Below are 17128 nucleotides of genomic sequence, written 5' to 3'. Positions count from 1 at the left end.
GCCAGGATTTCGGGCCCGGGCTGCTTGCGGCGGTGCGCTGCGGGCCCGGCCGTCTGGCCGAGAACGCCCGGGCGTTCCTCCGGCCTCAGCTGCGGTGGCGCCCTGAGTGGCTGACGGCCGCGCGCGTCCGTACGGGCTGGGGACGGTGCGCGGTGGGGCCCGTCGCGGCGCCCGGGCCGTCGGGCCGGAGAGGCCCGGCCCTCCCCCGGGCCGCAGCCGGGAGGTGCCGGTGGCGCCCTGAGCGCCCGACAGTCGCCCCTGTCCATGCGGGCCAGCGGGGGCGCCCGTGCGGGGCGGCCCGGCCGAAGACGCCTGGCCCTCCCTGGGCCGCAGCCGGGTGGACGGCCCTGAGTTCCCGTCAGTCACCGCCGCCCGCGGGCCAGCGGCGCTGTGCGGCGGGCCCGTCGCAAGGCCCGGCCGCCGACCGAGGAGACCCGGCCCTCCCCCGGGCCACAGCCGGGTGACACCGGTGACACCCTGAGCGCCCGTCAGCCGCCTCCACCCATGCGGCGCGGCGACGGCGCCCATCGCGGGGGCCCGCCGTCGGCCGAGGGCGCCCGGTCCGCGCTCCCGGGCCGCAGCCGGATGGACGAAACCCTGAGTTCCCGTCAGCCGCCGTCCATACGGGCCGGAGGCGGTGCACAGCGGCCCCCGCCGCAAGGCCCGGCCGCCGGGCCGAAGACACCCGGCCCTCCCCGCGCCACAGCCGGGTGGCGCCCTGAGCGCCCGCCAGCCACCCCCACCCGCGCGGGCCCGCGGCGGTGTCCGGCGCGGGGATGAGGGGCCCGGGCGCCCGGGCGGCGGGGCCGGGCGCCCGGGCGGCGGGGCCGGGCGCCCGGGCGGCGGGGCCCGGCCGCCCGGGGCGGTGGTGCCGGTTCAGGTCTCCTCCCGCTCCCGGCGGGCCGCCTCCCGGCGGCTGTCCCTGCGGCCCCGGGTGAGGGCCAGGACGCTGCCGGTCAGGGCGAGTACGGCGATGGCCAGGGCGATGCTGACGCCGCCCTCGGTGTCCCAGTACACGTCCTCCAGGCTGATCAGCAGCGCGGCCTCGTCGACGACCAGGGCCAGGCCCACCCCGTAGGACAGGCCCATCCAGGCGCGGACGCGCGCCGTGCGCTCGCCCAGGCCCATCGCGCCGACCACCGCGAGCAGCAGGATCCCCCACACGTAGTGGTGCAGGTGCACCCCGCCGGCCTGCAGGTCGCCCACGCCGGCCGCGTCGATGTGGATGAGCCAGGTCAGCAGGCGCATCCCCGCGAAGGTGAGGGCGAAGCCCCACCAGGCCAGTACCAGGCCGCGGCGTTTGGGGGAGATGCCGGGCAGCAGGCGCAGCCAGGGCGAGGGACGCGGGAGGCGCGGGGGGCGCGGGGGGTCGGTGTGGGGGTGGGGGGTCATCGGGGGGCCTGCGCGGTGAACTCCTCGATGAGCGCGGCCAGGGTGTTGGGGGCGCTGTAGTGGGCCGCGTGGGCCGCGCCGGTGATCTGGGCGGTGCGGGCGCCGCCGGCCAGGCGGGCCACGTGCCGGGCCCAGGCGGCGGGGGCCAGGGGGTCGCGCGCGCCGCGGATGACGAGGGTGGGCGCGTGCAGGCGGCGCAGGTCCGCCTCGAAGCGGTGGGCCGCCTCGTGCAGGGCGCCGCGGAAGGAGGCGGCGCAGCGTCCCGGGCCGGTTTGCAGGTAGTCGTGTGCGGCCAGCGGGAGCAGGGAGAGGGGTTCTCGGGGGGCGTCCGCCAGGAGCCGGCCGGCCTGGCGGGCGGCGCCGACGCCGCTTTGCAGGGCCGGGCCGACCAGCACCAGGTGGCTGACCAGGCGCGGGTGGCGGGCGGCGAGGGCGGCTGCGACCTGGCAGCCCACCGAGTTGGCGACGAGGCAGCTGGGCCCCAGGGCCAGCCGCCGGTGCCAGTGCGCCAGGGCGCCGGCGTGGTCGGCCGGGCGCGGGGCGCGGGGCGCGGCGGCCCGGGAGCGCGCGTTGCCCGGCAGGTCGGGCACCAGGACGCCGGCGCCGTGCGCGGCCAGGCGCCGCGCGAGCGGCTCGAAGTAGCGTCCCGAGAGGCCGAGCCCGTGGATCAGCAGCAGGTTCGGGGCGTTCGCGCGCACGGGCGCCCCGAACCTGCGGGTGAAGATCTGCTCCTCGATCCGGTCGTCCACCCTTCCACCATCGCCCCGGGCGGCGCCCTGGCCCCGCACCGCGGGGCCTCTCGGCGTGCCCCGCACCGGGGCGGGGGCGGGGTCAGGCGGTGCGGTAGGCGACGCGGTGGGCCATGCGGGTCAGCTCGGCGCGCCACACCGGGTCGATGGGGGTCTGCTCCAGGGCCGCGCAGCCCTGCTCGACGAGGGCGGCGATGTGTTTTTCGATGTCGTCGGGGACCGCGGTGTCCACCAGGCGGCGGCGTACTTCCTCCGGGGTGTGCCCGGGGGTGGTGATCAGGTGGTGGATGCGTTCGTCGCGCTGCATCGCCCAGCCCAGGAGCAGGGTCATCTTGTGCTGGGCGAAGTCCAGGCCGGCGGGTTTGCCGGTGGCGGCGGAGTCGCCGAAGGCGTCCAGCAGGTCGTCGCGGAGCTGGAAGGCCTCGCCCACCGCCTCGCCGTACTTCTCGAAGGCGGGGGCCAGGTCGGGCCGGCCGGCCGCGCTCGCCCCCACGGCCAGCGGCCGGTGGATGGTGTAGTGGCCGGACTTGGCCAGCGCGATCCAGCGGGAGAGCTGGGGGTCGACGCTGAACTCGGCGGCCGCGCTCATGTCCATGTACTGGCCGATCATCAGCTCCGAGCGCAGCCGGTTCCACACCGGGACCACCGCCGCGGGCGCGTGGGCCATCAGCTGCTCGGAGTAGACCAGGGCCAGGTCGCCGACGAGGAGGGCGACGCCCTCGCCGAACCGGCGGGCCTCGCCCTGCCAGGCGCGGCGGGTGTGCAGGGCGGAGTGGTGGGCGTGGACGGTGGGCAGTCCGCGCCGGTGGCTGGAGGCGTCGATGATGTCGTCGTGGATGAGGGCGGAGACGTGCAGCATCTCCAGGGCGGCGGCGGCCGTCACGACGGCGGGCTGTGCGGGGTCGCCGTCGGCGGCGAGGTAGCCGGCGATGCAGAAGGCGGGCCGGATGCGTTTGCCGCCGGCCGCGACCAGTTCGGACAGGGCGTCGACGGCGCCGACCGCCCGCGGGTCCACCGCCGTCCATAATTCGTGTTCGGCGGAAAGGAATGTGCGCAGATGCTGTTCCATTTTCCGCAGCAGCTCTTCACTGGTACGGCGCGCGGTCTCCGCTAATTCCTGGTCCGTGTCGATATCCGTGTCGATACAGGTCATTTCCATGGCCACAGCCTTTTCCTTGTGTAGAGGGTGAACGGTGGGGCGGAGGATTACCGGCGGTGCGGCAGGGGTGCGCCGCCGTTTCGGCAGGGGCGGGCCGCCGGGGCGGCAGGGGTCGGGGGTGCCGGCCGGGGGCGGGGCCGGTCCGGGCGGCGGGCCCCGGGGCCGGGCGGGCGGGGCGGGTGCGGGCTCCCTGCCCGGGCCGGGGTGGGGGTAAACGTGCTGGTCGCGGGCGTGGTCGGGGGGGGCTTGGCCGGGGGGAGGGGCAGGCCGGTCCGGGGGCGGGGCCCGGGGGCGGTGCGGGAGGGGCGGGCGGGTGCGGGGGGCAGGGGCGTGCGGGGGCGGGGCGGGGGCCGGGGGCGGCGACAGCGTTGTCGGGGTGCCCGGCGGGCCCGGGCGGACTGGAAGAAACCTGGAGTTCCCCTGCAGAAAAGAGGAATCTAGAGTTCCCCTTTAGGGCGGATCGATTACGAAAGGAATAATTTAACGCCGCTGGATTACCGCTCTCTTCCCGCCGGGATGCACGTTGACACCCCCCGACCGCTCATGGAACTCTCCGATGTGCGCCCATAGCTGCGAGTAGGCAGCGGTGGGGATCTGGCACCAACCGGGGGGATGGAACGCGCATGAGGGCCGTATCCAGTGACCATGTCAGGGCCTGTACCAGCCGGGCCGGATGTATTTCCCCTGCCGGAATTTCCTGAACCGGAACGCCCTCCCACCGCGACGTCCTGCCGTGGCCCTCAGCGGCCCACATCGGCCTTCACCTGGGGTTCCGGCCACTTCGCTGCCCCCGGGGGCCCTTGATCCAGCATTCACTGCAGCGACCGGTCCAGCGGTCTTTCCGCCGTGCCGGCCGCGGGGCGCGTCAGCTCATGAAGGAGATTCAATGGAGTTTCGCTCATGCCCCAGGAACCATGCTCAGGAAATCCGTGTCGCCGCCGGCTCCGTCCTCTGCACGCCCTGCGTCGAGCAGCTCGCACGCACGCTGCGCACCCTTCCCACTCTGCATCAGGAGGGGCTGCACCACATTCTTTCGACGTCCCGGCGCAGGAACCCGACAAAGGTGTCGGGCAGCCGCAGGCGGGATCACCTGAATATTTCCGCACTCGATGCCAGGAACAATATTCTCGCCATCCTCGAGTCATGGTCCTGGTATGTCGTGGAGAAGACCGGGGCGCGCGCCCCGGGCCGTTCCGTCCCGCACCTCGCATGTTTTTTGATCCTCCATCTGGAGTGGCTCACCGCCCAGCCCCCTGCCGTTGAATTCGCCGACGAAGTCGAAGGCCTGCAGGTGGAATCGCTGCGGGCGATCGACCCGGAACCGGACGCCCCGCATGCGCCCGTCATCGGGTGCGTGGTGGACGACTGCCCCGGAACGATCAACGCCTCGCCGCCCGCCGCCCGCAGCACCGCCGGGGGCGGTGTCAGCTGTACGTCAGGACATTCATGGGAAATGCGCGAATTGCTCACCATCCGGCACCGCATGGACCGGCAACGGAAGGACGCCGCATGAACAGACCGCCGCGCCACAGGCTCGTGCCCACGAATGTGGCCGCGCTGGCCACGGGGGTCTCCGAAGCGACCATCCGCAAGTGGGTGAGCCGGGGCAAGATCACCCGCTACGGCTCCCCGGGACGCTCCCAGTTCGACATCGAGGAGCTCACCGAGATCGCGCTGCGCCGCCAGCCGGCCTCCGCGCCCGGCGCGCGTTCCTGAGAGCCCTCCGCACCGCCGGCCCGCGCTGCTGAGCGGTCCGCACCGCCCGGTGCGCCGTAACCGGGTCGCTGTCGCTCCGGCCGCCGCCGGCGCCCGCCCCAAAAAAGCGGGGGGCGTCGGCGGCGGCCGGCCGCGTGCAGGAGGGGGGCCGGGGGTTCAGGGGGTGTGCGGGCGGGTCAGGGCCTGTTCGGTCAGCGCGGCGGCGGCCCCGGTGTAGGCGTGCGGGGCGAACAGGTCGCGGTGGCGCTCCTGGGCCAGCAGGGCCGCCACCCGCTCGTCGGCGCCCAGCACGTCGGCCAGCGGCGCGCCGGTGCGCGCGGCCCGGGCGCAGGCCTGGTTCAGCAGGTCTCTGGCCGCGGCCTTGCCCAGCAGCGGCGCAAGGACCGCGGCGATCTTCTCGGAGACGATCTGCCCGCCGCTCAGCGTGGCGTTGGCGCGCATCCGCCCGCTGTCCACCGTCAGGTGGCCCAGCAGTTCCGCCGCCTGGTGCGCCGCTCCCCCGGCCAGCCGCAGCAGGGCGCGCAGCGGCTCCCACTCGGCGTGCCAGGCGCCGGCGGAGCGTTCGTCCTCGCTGAGCATGCAGCCCAGGACGCCGGCGGCGAGCGGGGGTGCCTGCAGGGCGGCGGAGCGGATGGCGGTGGCCAGGACGGGGTTGCGTTTGTGCGGCATCGCCGAGGACGCGCCGCGCCCGGCGGGTGCCGGTTCGTGGACCTCGCCGACCTCGGTGCGGGTCAGCGACAGCACATCGACGGCGATCTTGCCCAGGGCGGTGCAGGTGAACGCGGCGCCGTGGGCCAGGTCGGCCACCGGGGTGCGCAGCACGTGCCAGGGCAGCAGCGGGGCGGCCAGGCCCAGTTCGGCGGCGAAGGCGGCGGTCAGCTCGCGGACGTAGGCGGCGGGCTCGGCGCCCTCTGCGTAGTGGAGGTAGCCGGCCAGGGTGCCGGCGGCCCCGCCGAGCTGGACCGGTGCCGCGGCGGCGAGCGCGGCCAGCTTCTCATCGGCGTCCAGGACCAGGTGGCGCCAGCCGGCCGCCTTGCAGCCGAAGGTGGTGGGCACCGCGTGCAGGGCCAGGGTGCGGCCGGCCATCAGGGTGTCGCGGTGGGTGCGGGCCAGGCGGGCCAGGTCCTGTTCGGCGCGGGCCAGGTCGGCGCGGATCAGGCGCAGTGCCCGGTGGGCGACCAGGACGGCGGCGGTGTCGAAGATGTCCTGGCTGGTGGAGCCGCGGTGCACGTAGGCGGCCGCCGCCGGGTCCTGGGCGGCCACCAGGGCGGTGAACTCCGCCACCAGTGCCACCACCGGGTTGGCCGACTGGCGGGCCCGGGCGGCCAGCGCCGGCAGGTCCAGGTGGTCGGCGCGGGCGGCCCGGGTGATCGTGCGGGCGGCGGTGGCGGGCACCGTGCCCAGCCGTGCCTGGGCCCGGCTCAGGGCCGCCTCGGCATCCAGCATGGCCTGCAGCCAGGCGGCGTCGCAGACCGCGGCGGCCACCGGGGTGTCGGCCCAGACCGGGGCGAGCAGCCCGGTCTCGAGTGGCGCGCCGGGCGTGAGGTCAGCGGGCATGCGTGACTCCTTGTCCGGGGTGAACGGCCGGGGAGGGAAGGGTGGTGGCCGGTCCCGGCCGCGGGTGCGGGCCGGGGGCGGTCAGGGCCAGGGCGGCGCGGGCGATGGCGTCGGCGTCGGTGAGGGTCACCGAGCCCACGCCGGGCCGGATGCCCGCGGCCGTCACCCAGTGCACCGACTCGGTGGGCACTCCGAAGGCGAAGCGGCGCGGATGGGGCCGGCCGGCCGCGTCGATCAGGCGGAAGGGGCGGGCGGTGACGGCCAGTCCGTCGCTGTCCAGGGGCTCTGGGCCGCGGGCGGGCAGGCGGTGGGTGGTGCACTGGCCGCTGTCCAGCAGGTGGCGCAGCAGCGCGTCCCCGGTGCGGCGCAGGGTGATGGCGGGCAGGCGCGCCTCGATGAGGGCCTGCACGTGCAGCGCCGAGCCGGGCACCAGCGGGGAGAGCGCGCGGTAGCCGTCGGGCCCGGCCTGCACCTGCAGGCCCGGGCCCAGGACGTGCAGGACGCCGGCCTCGATCAGCGCGATCATCTCCTCGACGCGGCGGGCCGGCGGGCCGATGGAGAGGTGGGCGTTGAGCGGGGTGTACCAGCCGTCCAGGTCGCTGCGGTGGGAGGCGCCGTGCAGGCCGTTGTGGTCGACCGCCAGGCGGATCTCGTTGCGCAGGTCGCGCAGCACGTCCAGGGCCGCCTTGAGCGGGCCGGCGACGTTGCCGGCGCGGGCCTCGGCCAGGTCCTGGCGCAGGTGGTCCAGGAGCCAGCCGGTGAAGTCGTGCGGGCCGGTGAACTCCCGGTCGCGGTAGGGCCGGGCGAGCAGGTCCCAGTCCCAGCGGTCCTTCTCGCCGATGCCGTAGGCCTCGAGCAGGGCGTCGCGGTGCTCCGGGGCGGCCGCCAGGTAGTGGGCCTGCAGCCGGCGGGCCGGGCGGTCCTTGCCGCGGGCGCGCAGCAGGGTGCGGTAGTAGACGCTCTCCACCTCGCAGGCGATCAGCGGCCACACATCGGCCCGGAAGTCCAGGCCGTCGGGGTGGGCGCGGCGCAGGGCGCGCACGCGTTCCTCGGTGAGCAGCAGCGGGTGGTGGCGGCCGTGCGGGCCCTTCTGGTTCTCGCCGCGGGCCTGGTAGGGGATGCCGCGCCGGGAGCCGGCCCACAGCCGGGGCTCCTGGCCCGAGGGGTGGTAGACCAGGCGGCCGGCGGTGCGGGTGAAGGTGCCGCCGCGGCCGGCGGTGAGCTGGGCGAGGCAGTCGAAGAAGTTCAGGCCCAGGCCGCGCAGCAGCACCCGGCTGCCCGGGGCCAGGACGTCCAGGTCCATGTCGGCCGGGTTGGCCGGCGCGAGGTGGCGCAGCCCGTGCCGGCGGGCGCGGGCGGCGAAGGCGGCCTCGGCGGCATCCGGGCGGGCCGGCAGGTGGCCCTGGCACAGGATGACCGCGTCCAGGCCGGCGAGCACCCGGCCATCGCCGAGCCGCACCCGCTGGCGCGGCGGGGCGCCGGGCGGGCCGGGCTCGTCGTCCAGGCTCACCGCCCGGCAGCGGTGGGCGGTGACGGTCACGGTGGCGGGCGCGCCGGCCACGATGCGCCCATAGGCCCAGCGCAGGTAGTGGCCGTAGAAGGCGCGGGTGGGGTAGGTGTCGGGGCCCAGCGCGCGGGCCTGGGCCAGCACGGCGGGCGGGTAGGGGTCCTCGGCGCGCAGCGCGGCGGCCCACTCGTACAGGCTGGGGCCCGGCTCCAGGGGGCCCTCCAGGTCGACGCTCGCGTCGGTGAACACCGAGATCTGGCCGGCCACGGTGTTCATGAGCAGGTGCGGGGACTGGTCGGTGCGCCAGACCTGGCCGGCCCCGGGCGGGCAGGGGTCGACGACGTGGACGTGGACGGTGTGGTCGGCGGGGCGGGTGCGGGCGTTGGCGCACAGCCGCTCGAGCACGGACAGCCCGCGGGGTCCCGCGCCCACCAGGCATACCGTGCTGTGTGTCGCTGTCATGTCTACCGTTTCTGCAGGGTCACGCGAGGGGGCGGACCGCACGCCGGGCGGGCCCGCCCCCTCGCACGGGGGGGGGCCGCTCGGGTGGGCCGGGGAGCACCCCGGGCAGCGAGAGCTCGGCGGTGCTCCGGCGCACATGCCCCGCCGGCCCCGGAGAACCTCGACCGGGCGGCGACCCGTCCCCCTTCGTGCGCCGCCGGGCGCAGCAAGAGGGGGGATGCGGCATGTGCGGCAGGGGGGAACGTCTGCGACGCGCGGGGGCCAGGTGTGGCGCGCGGCCGGCCACTGCCGTGCCGCGTCTGTCCCGTGCGTCCCTCCCGCGCCGCCCCTCAGCCGCTGTCGCGGGGCGGGCGGTAGCCGTTCACCATGGCGCCGGGGCGGACCCCGCGGCGGTGCCGCCTCCGTGGCCCGCGCCCCGCCCGGCCGGCACCCCGACGGTGCCCGCGCCGAGATCTGCGATACCGCTCATGTGCCTGCTCCTTTCCGCTTGCGTGCGGGAGATACGAGGGGGAAAACGTGGGGGGGGATACGTGGGGGGGGTGGGTGGGAGATGCAGGGGAAGCATGTGCCCCCCCCGGGGGGCGGGGTGGGTGCGCGGGTGTGCGCGGTGATGCCGCGCGCGTCCGGCCCGGGGGGGCGTGCATACGTATCGGGGTGCCCCTCCCCCGCGTCCCCGTCACCGGCGGATACGTGTGCGGGGTTCGGGTCAGGTGGTGCGGTGGCCGGTGCGGGCTCTGAGGGGCAGGACCCAGGTCTGGACGGCGCCGGCCTCGTGCAGGGCGCGGGTGACCGCGCTGGCCCGGGCCGAGGAGGTCAGTGCGAGCAGGCAGCCGCCCAGCCCGCCTCCGGTGATCTTGGCTCCGAGGCTGCCCGCGTCCAGGGCGGCCTCGGTCAGCGCATCGATGCGGGCGGTGCTCAGTTCGGCGGTGCGCAGCAGGTGGTGATAGGCCGTCAGGTGGGGGCCGAGGTCTTCGGGGGTGCCCTGGGCCAGGGCGTGGCGGGCCCGGCCGGTCAGGTGGGTGGCCCGCTCCACGAAGCGTTGCCGGGCGCCGGGGTGGCGGTGGAAGGTCTCGCGCAGCTGGGCGACGGCGTCCTTGGTGCGGCCCACCTCGCCGCTGTCGGCGACGATGAACAATCCCTCGCAGCCGATGGGCAGTTCGTGGGAGCGGCCCTGCTGGAAGAAGACCGGGCCCGGGGCGCCGACCGCGGTGGCATCGACGCCGCTGGCCCGGCCGTGGGTCGCGTTCTCGGCGCTCTGCACCAGGTCGAACACCTCCTGGGGGCCCAGGTGGCGGCCGAAGAGGTCGGCCAGGGCCAGGACCACGGCCCGGGCGCAGGCGGCGCTGGAGCCGAGCCCGCGGCCGGGCGGGACGGCGCAGTCCAGGATCACCTCCAGGTGCACGTCCTGGGCCACGCCCTGGGCCGCGCGGAACCGGGCGGCCAGCTGCCGCAGTCCCTCGGAGGCCTCGGTGGCCACCGGCCGGGAGGGGGAGCCGGTCATCGTCAGGCTCACGCCGCCCGCACCGGCCGGGCCGGGCGCGGACCAGCCGGCGCTCGCGGTGACCGCGAGCTGGGGCACCGGCAGGGCGAGGGCGGGCGCGCCGTAGACCACCGCGTGCTCGCCCAGCAGGATCGTCTTGGCGTGGGCGCGGCCGACCCCGACCGTGCGCGCCCGGCGGACCGGTGGCGCCCCCTGCGCCGGGGCGGGCGGTGTCGGCGCGCTCAGCTCCCCTGGTGTTTTCTGCATGGAGATCGCATCATCCAGACGTCGAGGAAGGGGCGGGGAAGAAACGGCAGAGGGCACATCGCCGTTTCCCGATACGCCCTTGCGGGGAATGCACCGGCCTCGGCCGGGCGGTGCGGGGGAAAACCATTGCGCCGGCGGCCCGGGGAAAAGAAAAAAGGGGGGAAGGACACCCCGATCCCCGGCCGCGGCAGGGCATTTGGGCAGGGTGGATGCCCGGAAATAGTGACACGCAGGACGACGGCGCGCCTAGAGCGCCCCGAAGTGGTGTGGGTCACTTCCTTGCATATATGCACCGCACCTCCCGTGCGGGCGTGCGCAGTTGAGGTGCAAGAGAACACAAGGGAACACGAGCAGCGCCCCCCGGGGGGGCAGGGCAGCGCACCGCCCCCGGGACGGGTGCTTCCCGGGGGCGGTGCGGGTGAGGCGGTGCGGCGTGCGCCCGCCGGTGCGGGCGCGCGGGCACGCCCCACGTACGGGCGCGGCCGCAGGGTCAGGAGGCGGCGCCGGTGGTGGTGGGCTGGGCGGCCGCGTCCTCGGTGGGCTCGGCCTCGGCCTCGGCGAGCACGTTGCGCGGTGCGGCGTCGACCTTCTGCATCAGCGCGACGACCAGGACGGCCGCGGCGGCCACCAGGATGGCGCCCACCCGGAAGGCGCGTGAGGCGCCGTCGGACTGGGCGACGGTGGGCAGCACGCCCTCGCCGATGTGGTCGGTGGTGTAGCGGATGGCCAGGGGGACCAGGGTGGCCAGGCCCAGTGCGCCGCCGATCTGCTGCATGGCGGTCTGCACACCGGAGGCCAGGCCGGAGTCCTTGCCGGTGACCTGGTAGAGCGCGCCGTTGACCAGGGCGGGGTAGCACATGGCGCTGAAGATGCCGAAGACGAGCATGCCGGGCAGGACGCCGCCGACGTAGGAGGAGTCGGCCTCCAGGGAGCTGGCGACGAACAGGCCCACGGCGGCGCCGCCGAAGCCGATGGCCAGCACCGCCTTGACGCCGATGCGGGGCATCAGGGCGGAGGCGGCGCCCATGCCGGCGCCCATCGCGAAGGCCAGCGGCACGACCGCCATGCCCGCCTTGATCGGCGAGTACAGCAGGACCTTCTGCATGTAGATGATGAGCAGGAAGGCGTAGCAGTGGAAGCTGGCGAGCAGCGCCAGGGTCACGACGTTGGAGGTGACCCGGGTGCGGTTGGTGAAGAAGCGGATGGGCACCATGGGGTCGGAGACGCGGGTCTCCCACAGGGCGGTCAGGAGCAGCACGCCGACGCCGGCGAGCAGCGGCACGAGCACGGTGGAGGAGCCCCATGCGTGGTCGGCGGCCTTGATCAAGCCGTAGACGACGGCGACCAGGCCGCCGGTGATGCCGACGGCGCCGGCGAAGTCGACGCTGCGGCCCTCGCGTTCCATGCGGCTCTCGGGCATGACCCGGGGCACCAGGATGAGCGCGGCGAGCGCGATGGGGATGTTGATGTAGAAGATCCAGCGCCAGTCGATCCACTCGGTGAGCGCGCCGGAGACGACCGATCCGATCACGCCGCCCAGGGCGGCGGTGCCGCCCCAGACGCCCAGGGCCTTCATCCGCTCGCGGGCGTCGGGGAAGAGGATGGGGATCATGCCGAGGGCGGCCGGGCCGCACAGCGCTTCGCCCAGGCCCTGGACGAAGCGGCTGGAGACCAGCATGCCGGAGGACATCGCGGCGCCGCAGGTGGCCGAGGCGACGCCGAAGCAGATCACACCGATCATGAAGATCTTGCGGCGGCCGAACATGTCGGCCAGCCGGCCGCCCAGCAGGAGGAAGCCGCCGGCCATCAGCACGTAGCCGTTGAGGACCCAGGCGAGGTCGCCCTCGGTGCTGAAGGTCAGGTCCTTGTCGATCTCGGGGAGAGCGACGAGCACGATCGTGACATCCATGACGAGCATGAACTGGATCGCGGCCAGGACGCCCAGTGCTTTCCATCGCCTCGGGTCGGACGCGGCGACAGCCTCATTCGCCCCGCCCGGGGAGTCTTTGTCGAGAGTACTCATGGCCTGTTTACTTCCTCCGAATAAGTGCGACCCGAAAAGGCCGTCCGCGCGGACATTCCGGCCGGTGTCGGTGGCGTGTGTGCCGTGCCGGTTCGCGGGGTGTCCGTCTCCTCCAGTACGACGAAATGGCGTACCGGAATGTGAGGGGCAGGTGGCCGGGCGCGGTCAGCCGACCAGGTAGCGCTGGATGGTGGGGGCGATGAGGGCGACGACCTCGTCGACCGAGGCCGAGGCGAGCGGTTCCAGCTTGACGACGTAGCGCAGGACGGCCACGCCCCACACCTGGGCCTGGGCGGCGTTGATGTTCATGGGCGGCACGCCCAGCGCGCGGGCGACCTCGTCGAAGTCCTTGGGCTCTTCCTCCAGCGAGGCGGCGAGCTGGCGGAAGATCTGGTTCGACATGAAGTCGCGCATCTGGGCCGCGCCGTCCTCGCCGGCGAAGACGGCGCCGAAGGCGCCCAGCAGCTGCGGCCGGGAGGCGTCGTCCTCCCACTTGGCCAGGGCGGCCCGCAGGAGGCCTTCGGCGAGCTGGGCGCGTTGTCCGGTGAGCGATGCCGCCCCGGCCTGGGCCAGGGCGTCCCCGATGTCGCTCAGGGGGGTGGGGCGGGGTGCGGCCTCGGTCATCTCTCCTCCTTCAGGGGACGGGAGTTGGGGGGGGTGGGGTGTCATCGTGGCCCCTGCCGGCTCGGTATCGGCTCGACGCCGGCTGGAACCGGGCAGGGGCCGGGGGTCAGTCGATGCCGCGCACGACGTGGGGTTCGAAGGTGTCGTCCTCGTCGGTGCCGGCGAGCCGGAGCGGCGGGGTGCGCGGCGGGGCCAGGGGGGTGTCCCCGGGCGCTCTGGCGTCCTCCTCGTGGGTGTCGGGCACGGCGTCCTCCTGGGGGTGGGGTCAGTAGCGGTAGTGGTCGGGCTTGAAGGGGCCCTCGACGTCGACGCCGATGTAGGCGGCCTGCTCGGGGCTCAGCCTGGTCAGCTTCACGCCCAGCGCGTCCAGGTGCAGACGGGCGACCTTCTCGTCCAGGTGCTTGGGCAGCACATACACATCGGTCGGGTACTGCTCCTGCTTGGTGAACAGCTCGATCTGCGCCAGCGTCTGGTCCGCGAACGAGTTCGACATCACGAACGAGGGGTGCCCCGTCGCGTTGCCCAGGTTCAGCAGACGGCCCTCGGACAGCACGATCAGGACCTTGCCGTCGGGGTAGGTCCAGGTGTGCACCTGCGGCTTGACCTCGTCCTTGACAATGCCCGGCGTCGCCGCCAGCCCCGCCATGTCGATCTCGTTGTCGAAGTGACCGATGTTGCCCACGATCGCCTGGTGCTTCATCTTGGCCATGTCCGCGGCCATGATGATGTCCTTGTTGCCCGTCGTGGTGACGAAAATGTCCGCCTTGTCGACGACCTCGTCGAGCGTGGTGACCTGGTAGCCGTCCATCGCCGCCTGCAGCGCGCAGATCGGGTCCACCTCGGTGACGATCACCCGGGCGCCCTGGCCGCGCAGCGACTCGGCGCAGCCCTTGCCGACGTCGCCGTATCCGCAGACGACGGCGGTCTTGCCGCCGATGAGGACGTCGGTGGCGCGGTTGATGCCGTCGATCAAAGAGTGGCGGCAGCCGTACTTGTTGTCGAACTTCGACTTCGTCACGGCGTCGTTCACGTTGATCGCCGGGAAGAGGAGGGTGCCCTCCCGGTGCATCTCGTAGAGACGGTGGACGCCGGTGGTGGTCTCCTCGGTGACGCCGCGGATCTCCGAGGCCAGCTGGGTCCACTTCTGCGAACCCTCACTGATCGTGCGGTTCAGCAGCTGGAGGATGACGCGGTGCTCGTCGTTCTCGGCCGACTCCACCGGCGGGACCTTGCCGGCCTTCTCGTACTCCACGCCCTTGTGTACGAGGAGGGTGGCGTCACCGCCGTCGTCCAGGATCATGTTCGGGCCGCCGGTGGGCGTGTTCGGCCAGGTCAGCGCCTGCTCCGTGCACCACCAGTACTCCTCCAGGCTCTCGCCCTTCCAGGCGAAGACCGGAATGCCCTGCGGGTCCTCGGGGGTGCCGTGCGGGCCGACCGCGACGGCGGCGGCGGCGTGGTCCTGGGTGGAGAAGATGTTGCAGGACACCCAGCGGACCTGCGCGCCCAGCGCGACCAGGGTCTCGATGAGGACGGCCGTCTGCACCGTCATGTGCAGCGAGCCCATGATGCGGGCCCCGGCCAGCGGCTGCGCGGCGGCGAACTCCGTGCGGATCGCCATCAGACCGGGCATCTCGTGCTCGGCGAGGGTGATCTCCTTACGGCCGAACGCGGCCAGCGAGAGATCGGCGACCTTGAAGTCCTGGCCGTCAGTGGTGGGCTGCGAGGTCATGCGGGGCACTCCTTGAGTTCGTTACGTTGCGGTGGATCTCGAGCGTCGCCGTCGAGCGGTTGAGGGTGATGTAGTGCAGGCCGGGGGCGCCTTCGGCCAGCAGCCGCTGGGCCATGGCGGTGGCGTACTCCACGCCGATGCGGTGGCCCTCGGCCGGGTTGTCGCGGGCGGCGTCCAGGCGGTGGGCCAGGCTTTCGGGGAAGGCGGCGCCGCTGAGCTGGGCGAAGCGGCTGATCTGGCGCACGTCGGTGGCCGGCATGATCTCCGGGATGATCGGGGTGTGGCAGCCGGCGGCCGTCACCTTCTCGCGCAGCCGCAGGTAGTCCTCGACGTGGAAGAACATCTGGGTGACGGCGTAGTCGGCGCCGGCCCGGCACTTGGCGACGAAGTGGGCGATGTCGCTGTCCCAGGTGGCCGAGCGGGGGTGGCGTTCGGGGAAGGCGGCCACGCCGACGCTGAACTCCCCCGACTCCTTGACCAGGCGCACCAGTTCGTGGGCGTGGCTGAGGCCGGCGGGATGCGCCGTCCAGGGCGCGTTGGGGTCGCCGGGCGGGTCGCCGCGCAGGGCCAGGACGTCGCGGACGCCGGCGTCGGCGTACTGGCCGATGATGTGGCGCAGTTCGGCCACCGAGTGGCCCACCGCGGTCAGGTGGGCCACGGGGCGCAGGGTCGTCTCGGCCGCGATGCGTTTGGTGACCTCCACGGTGCGGTCCCGGGAGGAGCCGCCGGCGCCGTAGGTGACCGAGACGAAGGTGGGGGCCAGGGTCTCGATGCGGCGGATGGTCTGCCACAGGGAGCGGGCCGCGGCCGGGGTCTTGGGCGGGAAGAATTCGAAGGAGAAGCTGGGCTGCTCGTCCTGGATCAGGTCGCGCAGGGCGCTCATGGCCGGCCTCCGGCGTTGAAGTAGCTGGCCTGGGGGTGGTGGGTGACGATCGCGTCGGTGGACTGCTCGGGGTGGAGCTGGAACTCCTCCGAGAGCTGCACGCCGATCCGCTCCGGCCGCAGCAGGGCGGCGATCTTCGCGCGGTCGGCCAGGTCGGGGCAGGCGGGGTAGCCCAGTGAGTAGCGGCAGCCCTGGTAGTGGGTGGCGAACATGCCCTCGACGGTGTCGGGGTCGCCGCCGGCGATGCCCAGTTCGGCGCGGACCCGGGCGTGCCAGTACTCGGCGAGGGCCTCGGCCAGTTGCACGGACAGGCCGTGCAGTTCGAGGTAGTCGCGGTAGGAGTCGGCGGCGAAGAGCTTTGCGGTGGCCTCCCCGATCTTCGAGCCGACGGTGACCACCTGCAGGCCGACCACGTCCGTCTCGCCGGATTCCTCGGGGCGGAAGAAGTCCGCCAGGCACAGCCGCCGCCCGCGCGACTGGCGCGGGAAGGTGAAGCGGGTGCGCTCGGAGCCGTCCTCACCGAGGATGATCAGGTCGTCGCCCTTGGACACGCAGCGGAAGTAGCCGTGTACGACGGCGGCTTCCAGCAGGTTGTCGGTCTGCAGCCGGTCCAGCCAGCCGCGCAGCCGCGGCCGCCCCTCGCTCTCCACCAGTTCCTCGTAGGTGGGTCCGTCGCCGGTGCGGGCCTGCTTCAGGCCCCACTGGCCCTTGAACAGCGCGCCCTCGTCCAGCCAGGAGGCGTACTCCTTGAGCTGGATGCCCTTGACCACCCGGGTGCCCCAGAACGGCGGCTGCGGAACCGGGTTGTCCACCGCCACATCCGAGCGGGCCGGCAGCCCGGCCTCCTCGACCTCAAGGACCGCCGCAGTGGCCCTGGAGGGCACCCGGCGCTGCTTGAGCTCGGGCAGGCTGGCGCCGGGCACGCCGCGTTTGACGGCGATGAGGGCGTCCATCAGGCGCAGGCCCTCGAACGCGTCGCGGGCGTAGCGCACTTCGCCCTCGTAGATCTCGTGGAGGTCCTGCTCGACGTAGGCGCGGGTCAGCGCGGCGCCGCCGAGGATGACGGGGAAGTCGGCGGCCATCTTGCGCTGGTTGAGCTCCTGCAGGTTCTCCTTCATGATCACCGTGGATTTGACCAGCAGCCCGGACATGCCGATCACGTCGGCCTTGTGCTCCGCGGCGGCGTCCAGGATCGCCGCGACCGGCTGCTTGATGCCGAGGTTGACGACGGTGTAGCCGTTGTTGGACAGGATGATGTCCACCAGGTTCTTGCCGATGTCGTGGACGTCGCCGCGGACGGTGGCCAGCACGATGGTGCCCTTGCCCGCGTCATCACTCTTTTCCATGTGCGGCTCCAGGTGCGCCACCGCGCTCTTCATCACCTCGGCGGACTGCAGCACGAAGGGCAGCTGCATCTGCCCGGAGCCGAACAGCTCGCCGACGACCTTCATGCCCTCCAGCAGGGTGTTGTTGACGATGTCCAGCGCCGGGGTGTCCCGCAGCGCCTCGTCCAGGTCGGCTTCCAGGCCGTTCTTCTCGCCGTCGATGATGCGCCGCTGCAGGCGCTCCTGCAGCGGCAG

14 protein-coding genes are annotated in these 17128 nt (G+C 73.8%); 2 read left to right on the top strand and 12 right to left on the bottom strand.

Annotation, left to right across the window (positions count from 1 at the left end):
- Window positions 1-876: 876 nt before the first annotated feature.
- From ACZ69I_RS37980 to ACZ69I_RS37970, 3 genes are all read right to left on the bottom strand, one after another.
- Window positions 877-1392, bottom strand: coding sequence for a hypothetical protein (locus ACZ69I_RS37980; protein ID WP_470837076.1), 516 nt, complete (start codon window positions 1390-1392; stop codon window positions 877-879).
- Complete coding sequence (locus ACZ69I_RS37975) at window positions 1389-2141, bottom strand: alpha/beta fold hydrolase (protein ID WP_470837075.1); 753 nt, start codon at window positions 2139-2141, stop codon at window positions 1389-1391. Before ACZ69I_RS37975 ends, ACZ69I_RS37980 begins: the two co-directional genes overlap by 4 nt.
- Window positions 2142-2223: 82 nt before the next feature.
- The gene (locus ACZ69I_RS37970) at window positions 2224-3300 is read right to left on the bottom strand and encodes a polyprenyl synthetase family protein (protein WP_470837074.1); all 1077 of its coding nucleotides are present in this window, start codon (window positions 3298-3300) and stop codon (window positions 2224-2226) included.
- Window positions 3301-4186: 886 nt separating this feature from the next.
- On the opposite strand from ACZ69I_RS37970, the gene ACZ69I_RS37965 reads away from it, so the two are divergent.
- Window positions 4187-4813: a hypothetical protein gene (locus tag ACZ69I_RS37965; RefSeq protein ID WP_467682853.1), complete on the top strand. Its 627-nt coding sequence runs from the start codon at window positions 4187-4189 to the stop codon at window positions 4811-4813.
- Window positions 4810-5016, top strand: a complete 207-nt coding sequence (locus ACZ69I_RS37960) for a hypothetical protein (protein WP_467682852.1) — start codon at window positions 4810-4812, stop codon at window positions 5014-5016. The genes ACZ69I_RS37965 and ACZ69I_RS37960 overlap by 4 nt, the downstream gene beginning before the upstream one ends.
- A gap of 156 nt (window positions 5017-5172) precedes the next feature.
- On the opposite strand, the gene ACZ69I_RS37955 is transcribed toward ACZ69I_RS37960, so the two are convergent.
- From ACZ69I_RS37955 to ACZ69I_RS37915, 9 genes are all read right to left on the bottom strand, one after another.
- The gene (locus ACZ69I_RS37955) at window positions 5173-6573 is read right to left on the bottom strand and encodes a nitrosuccinate lyase (RefSeq protein WP_470837072.1); all 1401 of its coding nucleotides are present in this window, start codon (window positions 6571-6573) and stop codon (window positions 5173-5175) included.
- A complete protein-coding gene (locus tag ACZ69I_RS37950; protein WP_470837071.1) occupies window positions 6563-8542 on the bottom strand; it encodes an FAD/NAD(P)-binding protein in 1980 nt (659 codons plus the stop codon). Before ACZ69I_RS37950 ends, ACZ69I_RS37955 begins: the two co-directional genes overlap by 11 nt.
- Window positions 8543-9248: 706 nt before the next feature.
- Window positions 9249-10289, bottom strand: coding sequence for a mevalonate kinase (mvk, locus tag ACZ69I_RS37945; RefSeq protein ID WP_467682849.1), 1041 nt, complete (start codon window positions 10287-10289; stop codon window positions 9249-9251).
- 490 nt (window positions 10290-10779) lie between these two features.
- Entirely contained in the window at window positions 10780-12312 is a 1533-nt protein-coding gene (locus ACZ69I_RS37940; protein ID WP_467682848.1) for an MFS transporter, read from the bottom strand.
- Window positions 12313-12477: 165 nt separating this feature from the next.
- Window positions 12478-12936, bottom strand: coding sequence for a TetR/AcrR family transcriptional regulator (locus tag ACZ69I_RS37935; RefSeq protein WP_467682847.1), 459 nt, complete (start codon window positions 12934-12936; stop codon window positions 12478-12480).
- Between the two features lie 106 nt (window positions 12937-13042).
- The gene (locus tag ACZ69I_RS37930; RefSeq protein WP_467682846.1) at window positions 13043-13180 is read right to left on the bottom strand and encodes a hypothetical protein; all 138 of its coding nucleotides are present in this window, start codon (window positions 13178-13180) and stop codon (window positions 13043-13045) included.
- A gap of 21 nt (window positions 13181-13201) precedes the next feature.
- On the bottom strand, window positions 13202-14665 hold the full coding sequence (ahcY, locus tag ACZ69I_RS37925) for an adenosylhomocysteinase (protein WP_470837070.1): 1464 nt from the start codon (window positions 14663-14665) through the stop codon (window positions 13202-13204).
- Window positions 14643-15548, bottom strand: a complete 906-nt coding sequence (metF, locus tag ACZ69I_RS37920) for a methylenetetrahydrofolate reductase [NAD(P)H] (RefSeq protein ID WP_470837068.1) — start codon at window positions 15546-15548, stop codon at window positions 14643-14645. The genes ahcY and metF overlap by 23 nt, the downstream gene beginning before the upstream one ends.
- Window positions 15545-17128, bottom strand: a 1584-nt coding sequence (locus tag ACZ69I_RS37915) for a vitamin B12 dependent-methionine synthase activation domain-containing protein (protein ID WP_470837066.1), incomplete at its 5' end; no start/stop codon positions are given. The genes metF and ACZ69I_RS37915, both read right to left, overlap by 4 nt.

The organism is Streptomyces sp. NPDC036815 (assembly GCF_055609205.1).
Note: the sequence above shows the minus strand (reverse complement) of the source record. Positions and strands in the feature narration are given on the sequence as shown.

What these genes read in the sequence shown, in the direction of transcription:
- metF (WP_470837068.1), bottom strand. Translation starts at nt 15,548, where the DNA reads ATGAGCGCCCTGCGCGACCTGATCCAGGACGAGCAGCCCAGCTTCTCC.
- ACZ69I_RS37965 (WP_467682853.1), top strand. Translation starts at nt 4,187, where the DNA reads ATGGAGTTTCGCTCATGCCCCAGGAACCATGCTCAGGAAATCCGTGTC.
- ACZ69I_RS37950 (WP_470837071.1), bottom strand. Translation starts at nt 8,542, where the DNA reads ATGACAGCGACACACAGCACGGTATGCCTGGTGGGCGCGGGACCCCGC.
- ACZ69I_RS37940 (WP_467682848.1), bottom strand. Translation starts at nt 12,312, where the DNA reads ATGAGTACTCTCGACAAAGACTCCCCGGGCGGGGCGAATGAGGCTGTC.
- ACZ69I_RS37960 (WP_467682852.1), top strand. Translation starts at nt 4,810, where the DNA reads ATGAACAGACCGCCGCGCCACAGGCTCGTGCCCACGAATGTGGCCGCG.
- ACZ69I_RS37935 (WP_467682847.1), bottom strand. Translation starts at nt 12,936, where the DNA reads ATGACCGAGGCCGCACCCCGCCCCACCCCCCTGAGCGACATCGGGGAC.
- ACZ69I_RS37970 (WP_470837074.1), bottom strand. Translation starts at nt 3,300, where the DNA reads ATGGAAATGACCTGTATCGACACGGATATCGACACGGACCAGGAATTA.
- ahcY (WP_470837070.1), bottom strand. Translation starts at nt 14,665, where the DNA reads ATGACCTCGCAGCCCACCACTGACGGCCAGGACTTCAAGGTCGCCGAT.
- ACZ69I_RS37980 (WP_470837076.1), bottom strand. Translation starts at nt 1,392, where the DNA reads ATGACCCCCCACCCCCACACCGACCCCCCGCGCCCCCCGCGCCTCCCG.
- ACZ69I_RS37955 (WP_470837072.1), bottom strand. Translation starts at nt 6,573, where the DNA reads ATGCCCGCTGACCTCACGCCCGGCGCGCCACTCGAGACCGGGCTGCTC.
- mvk (WP_467682849.1), bottom strand. Translation starts at nt 10,289, where the DNA reads ATGCAGAAAACACCAGGGGAGCTGAGCGCGCCGACACCGCCCGCCCCG.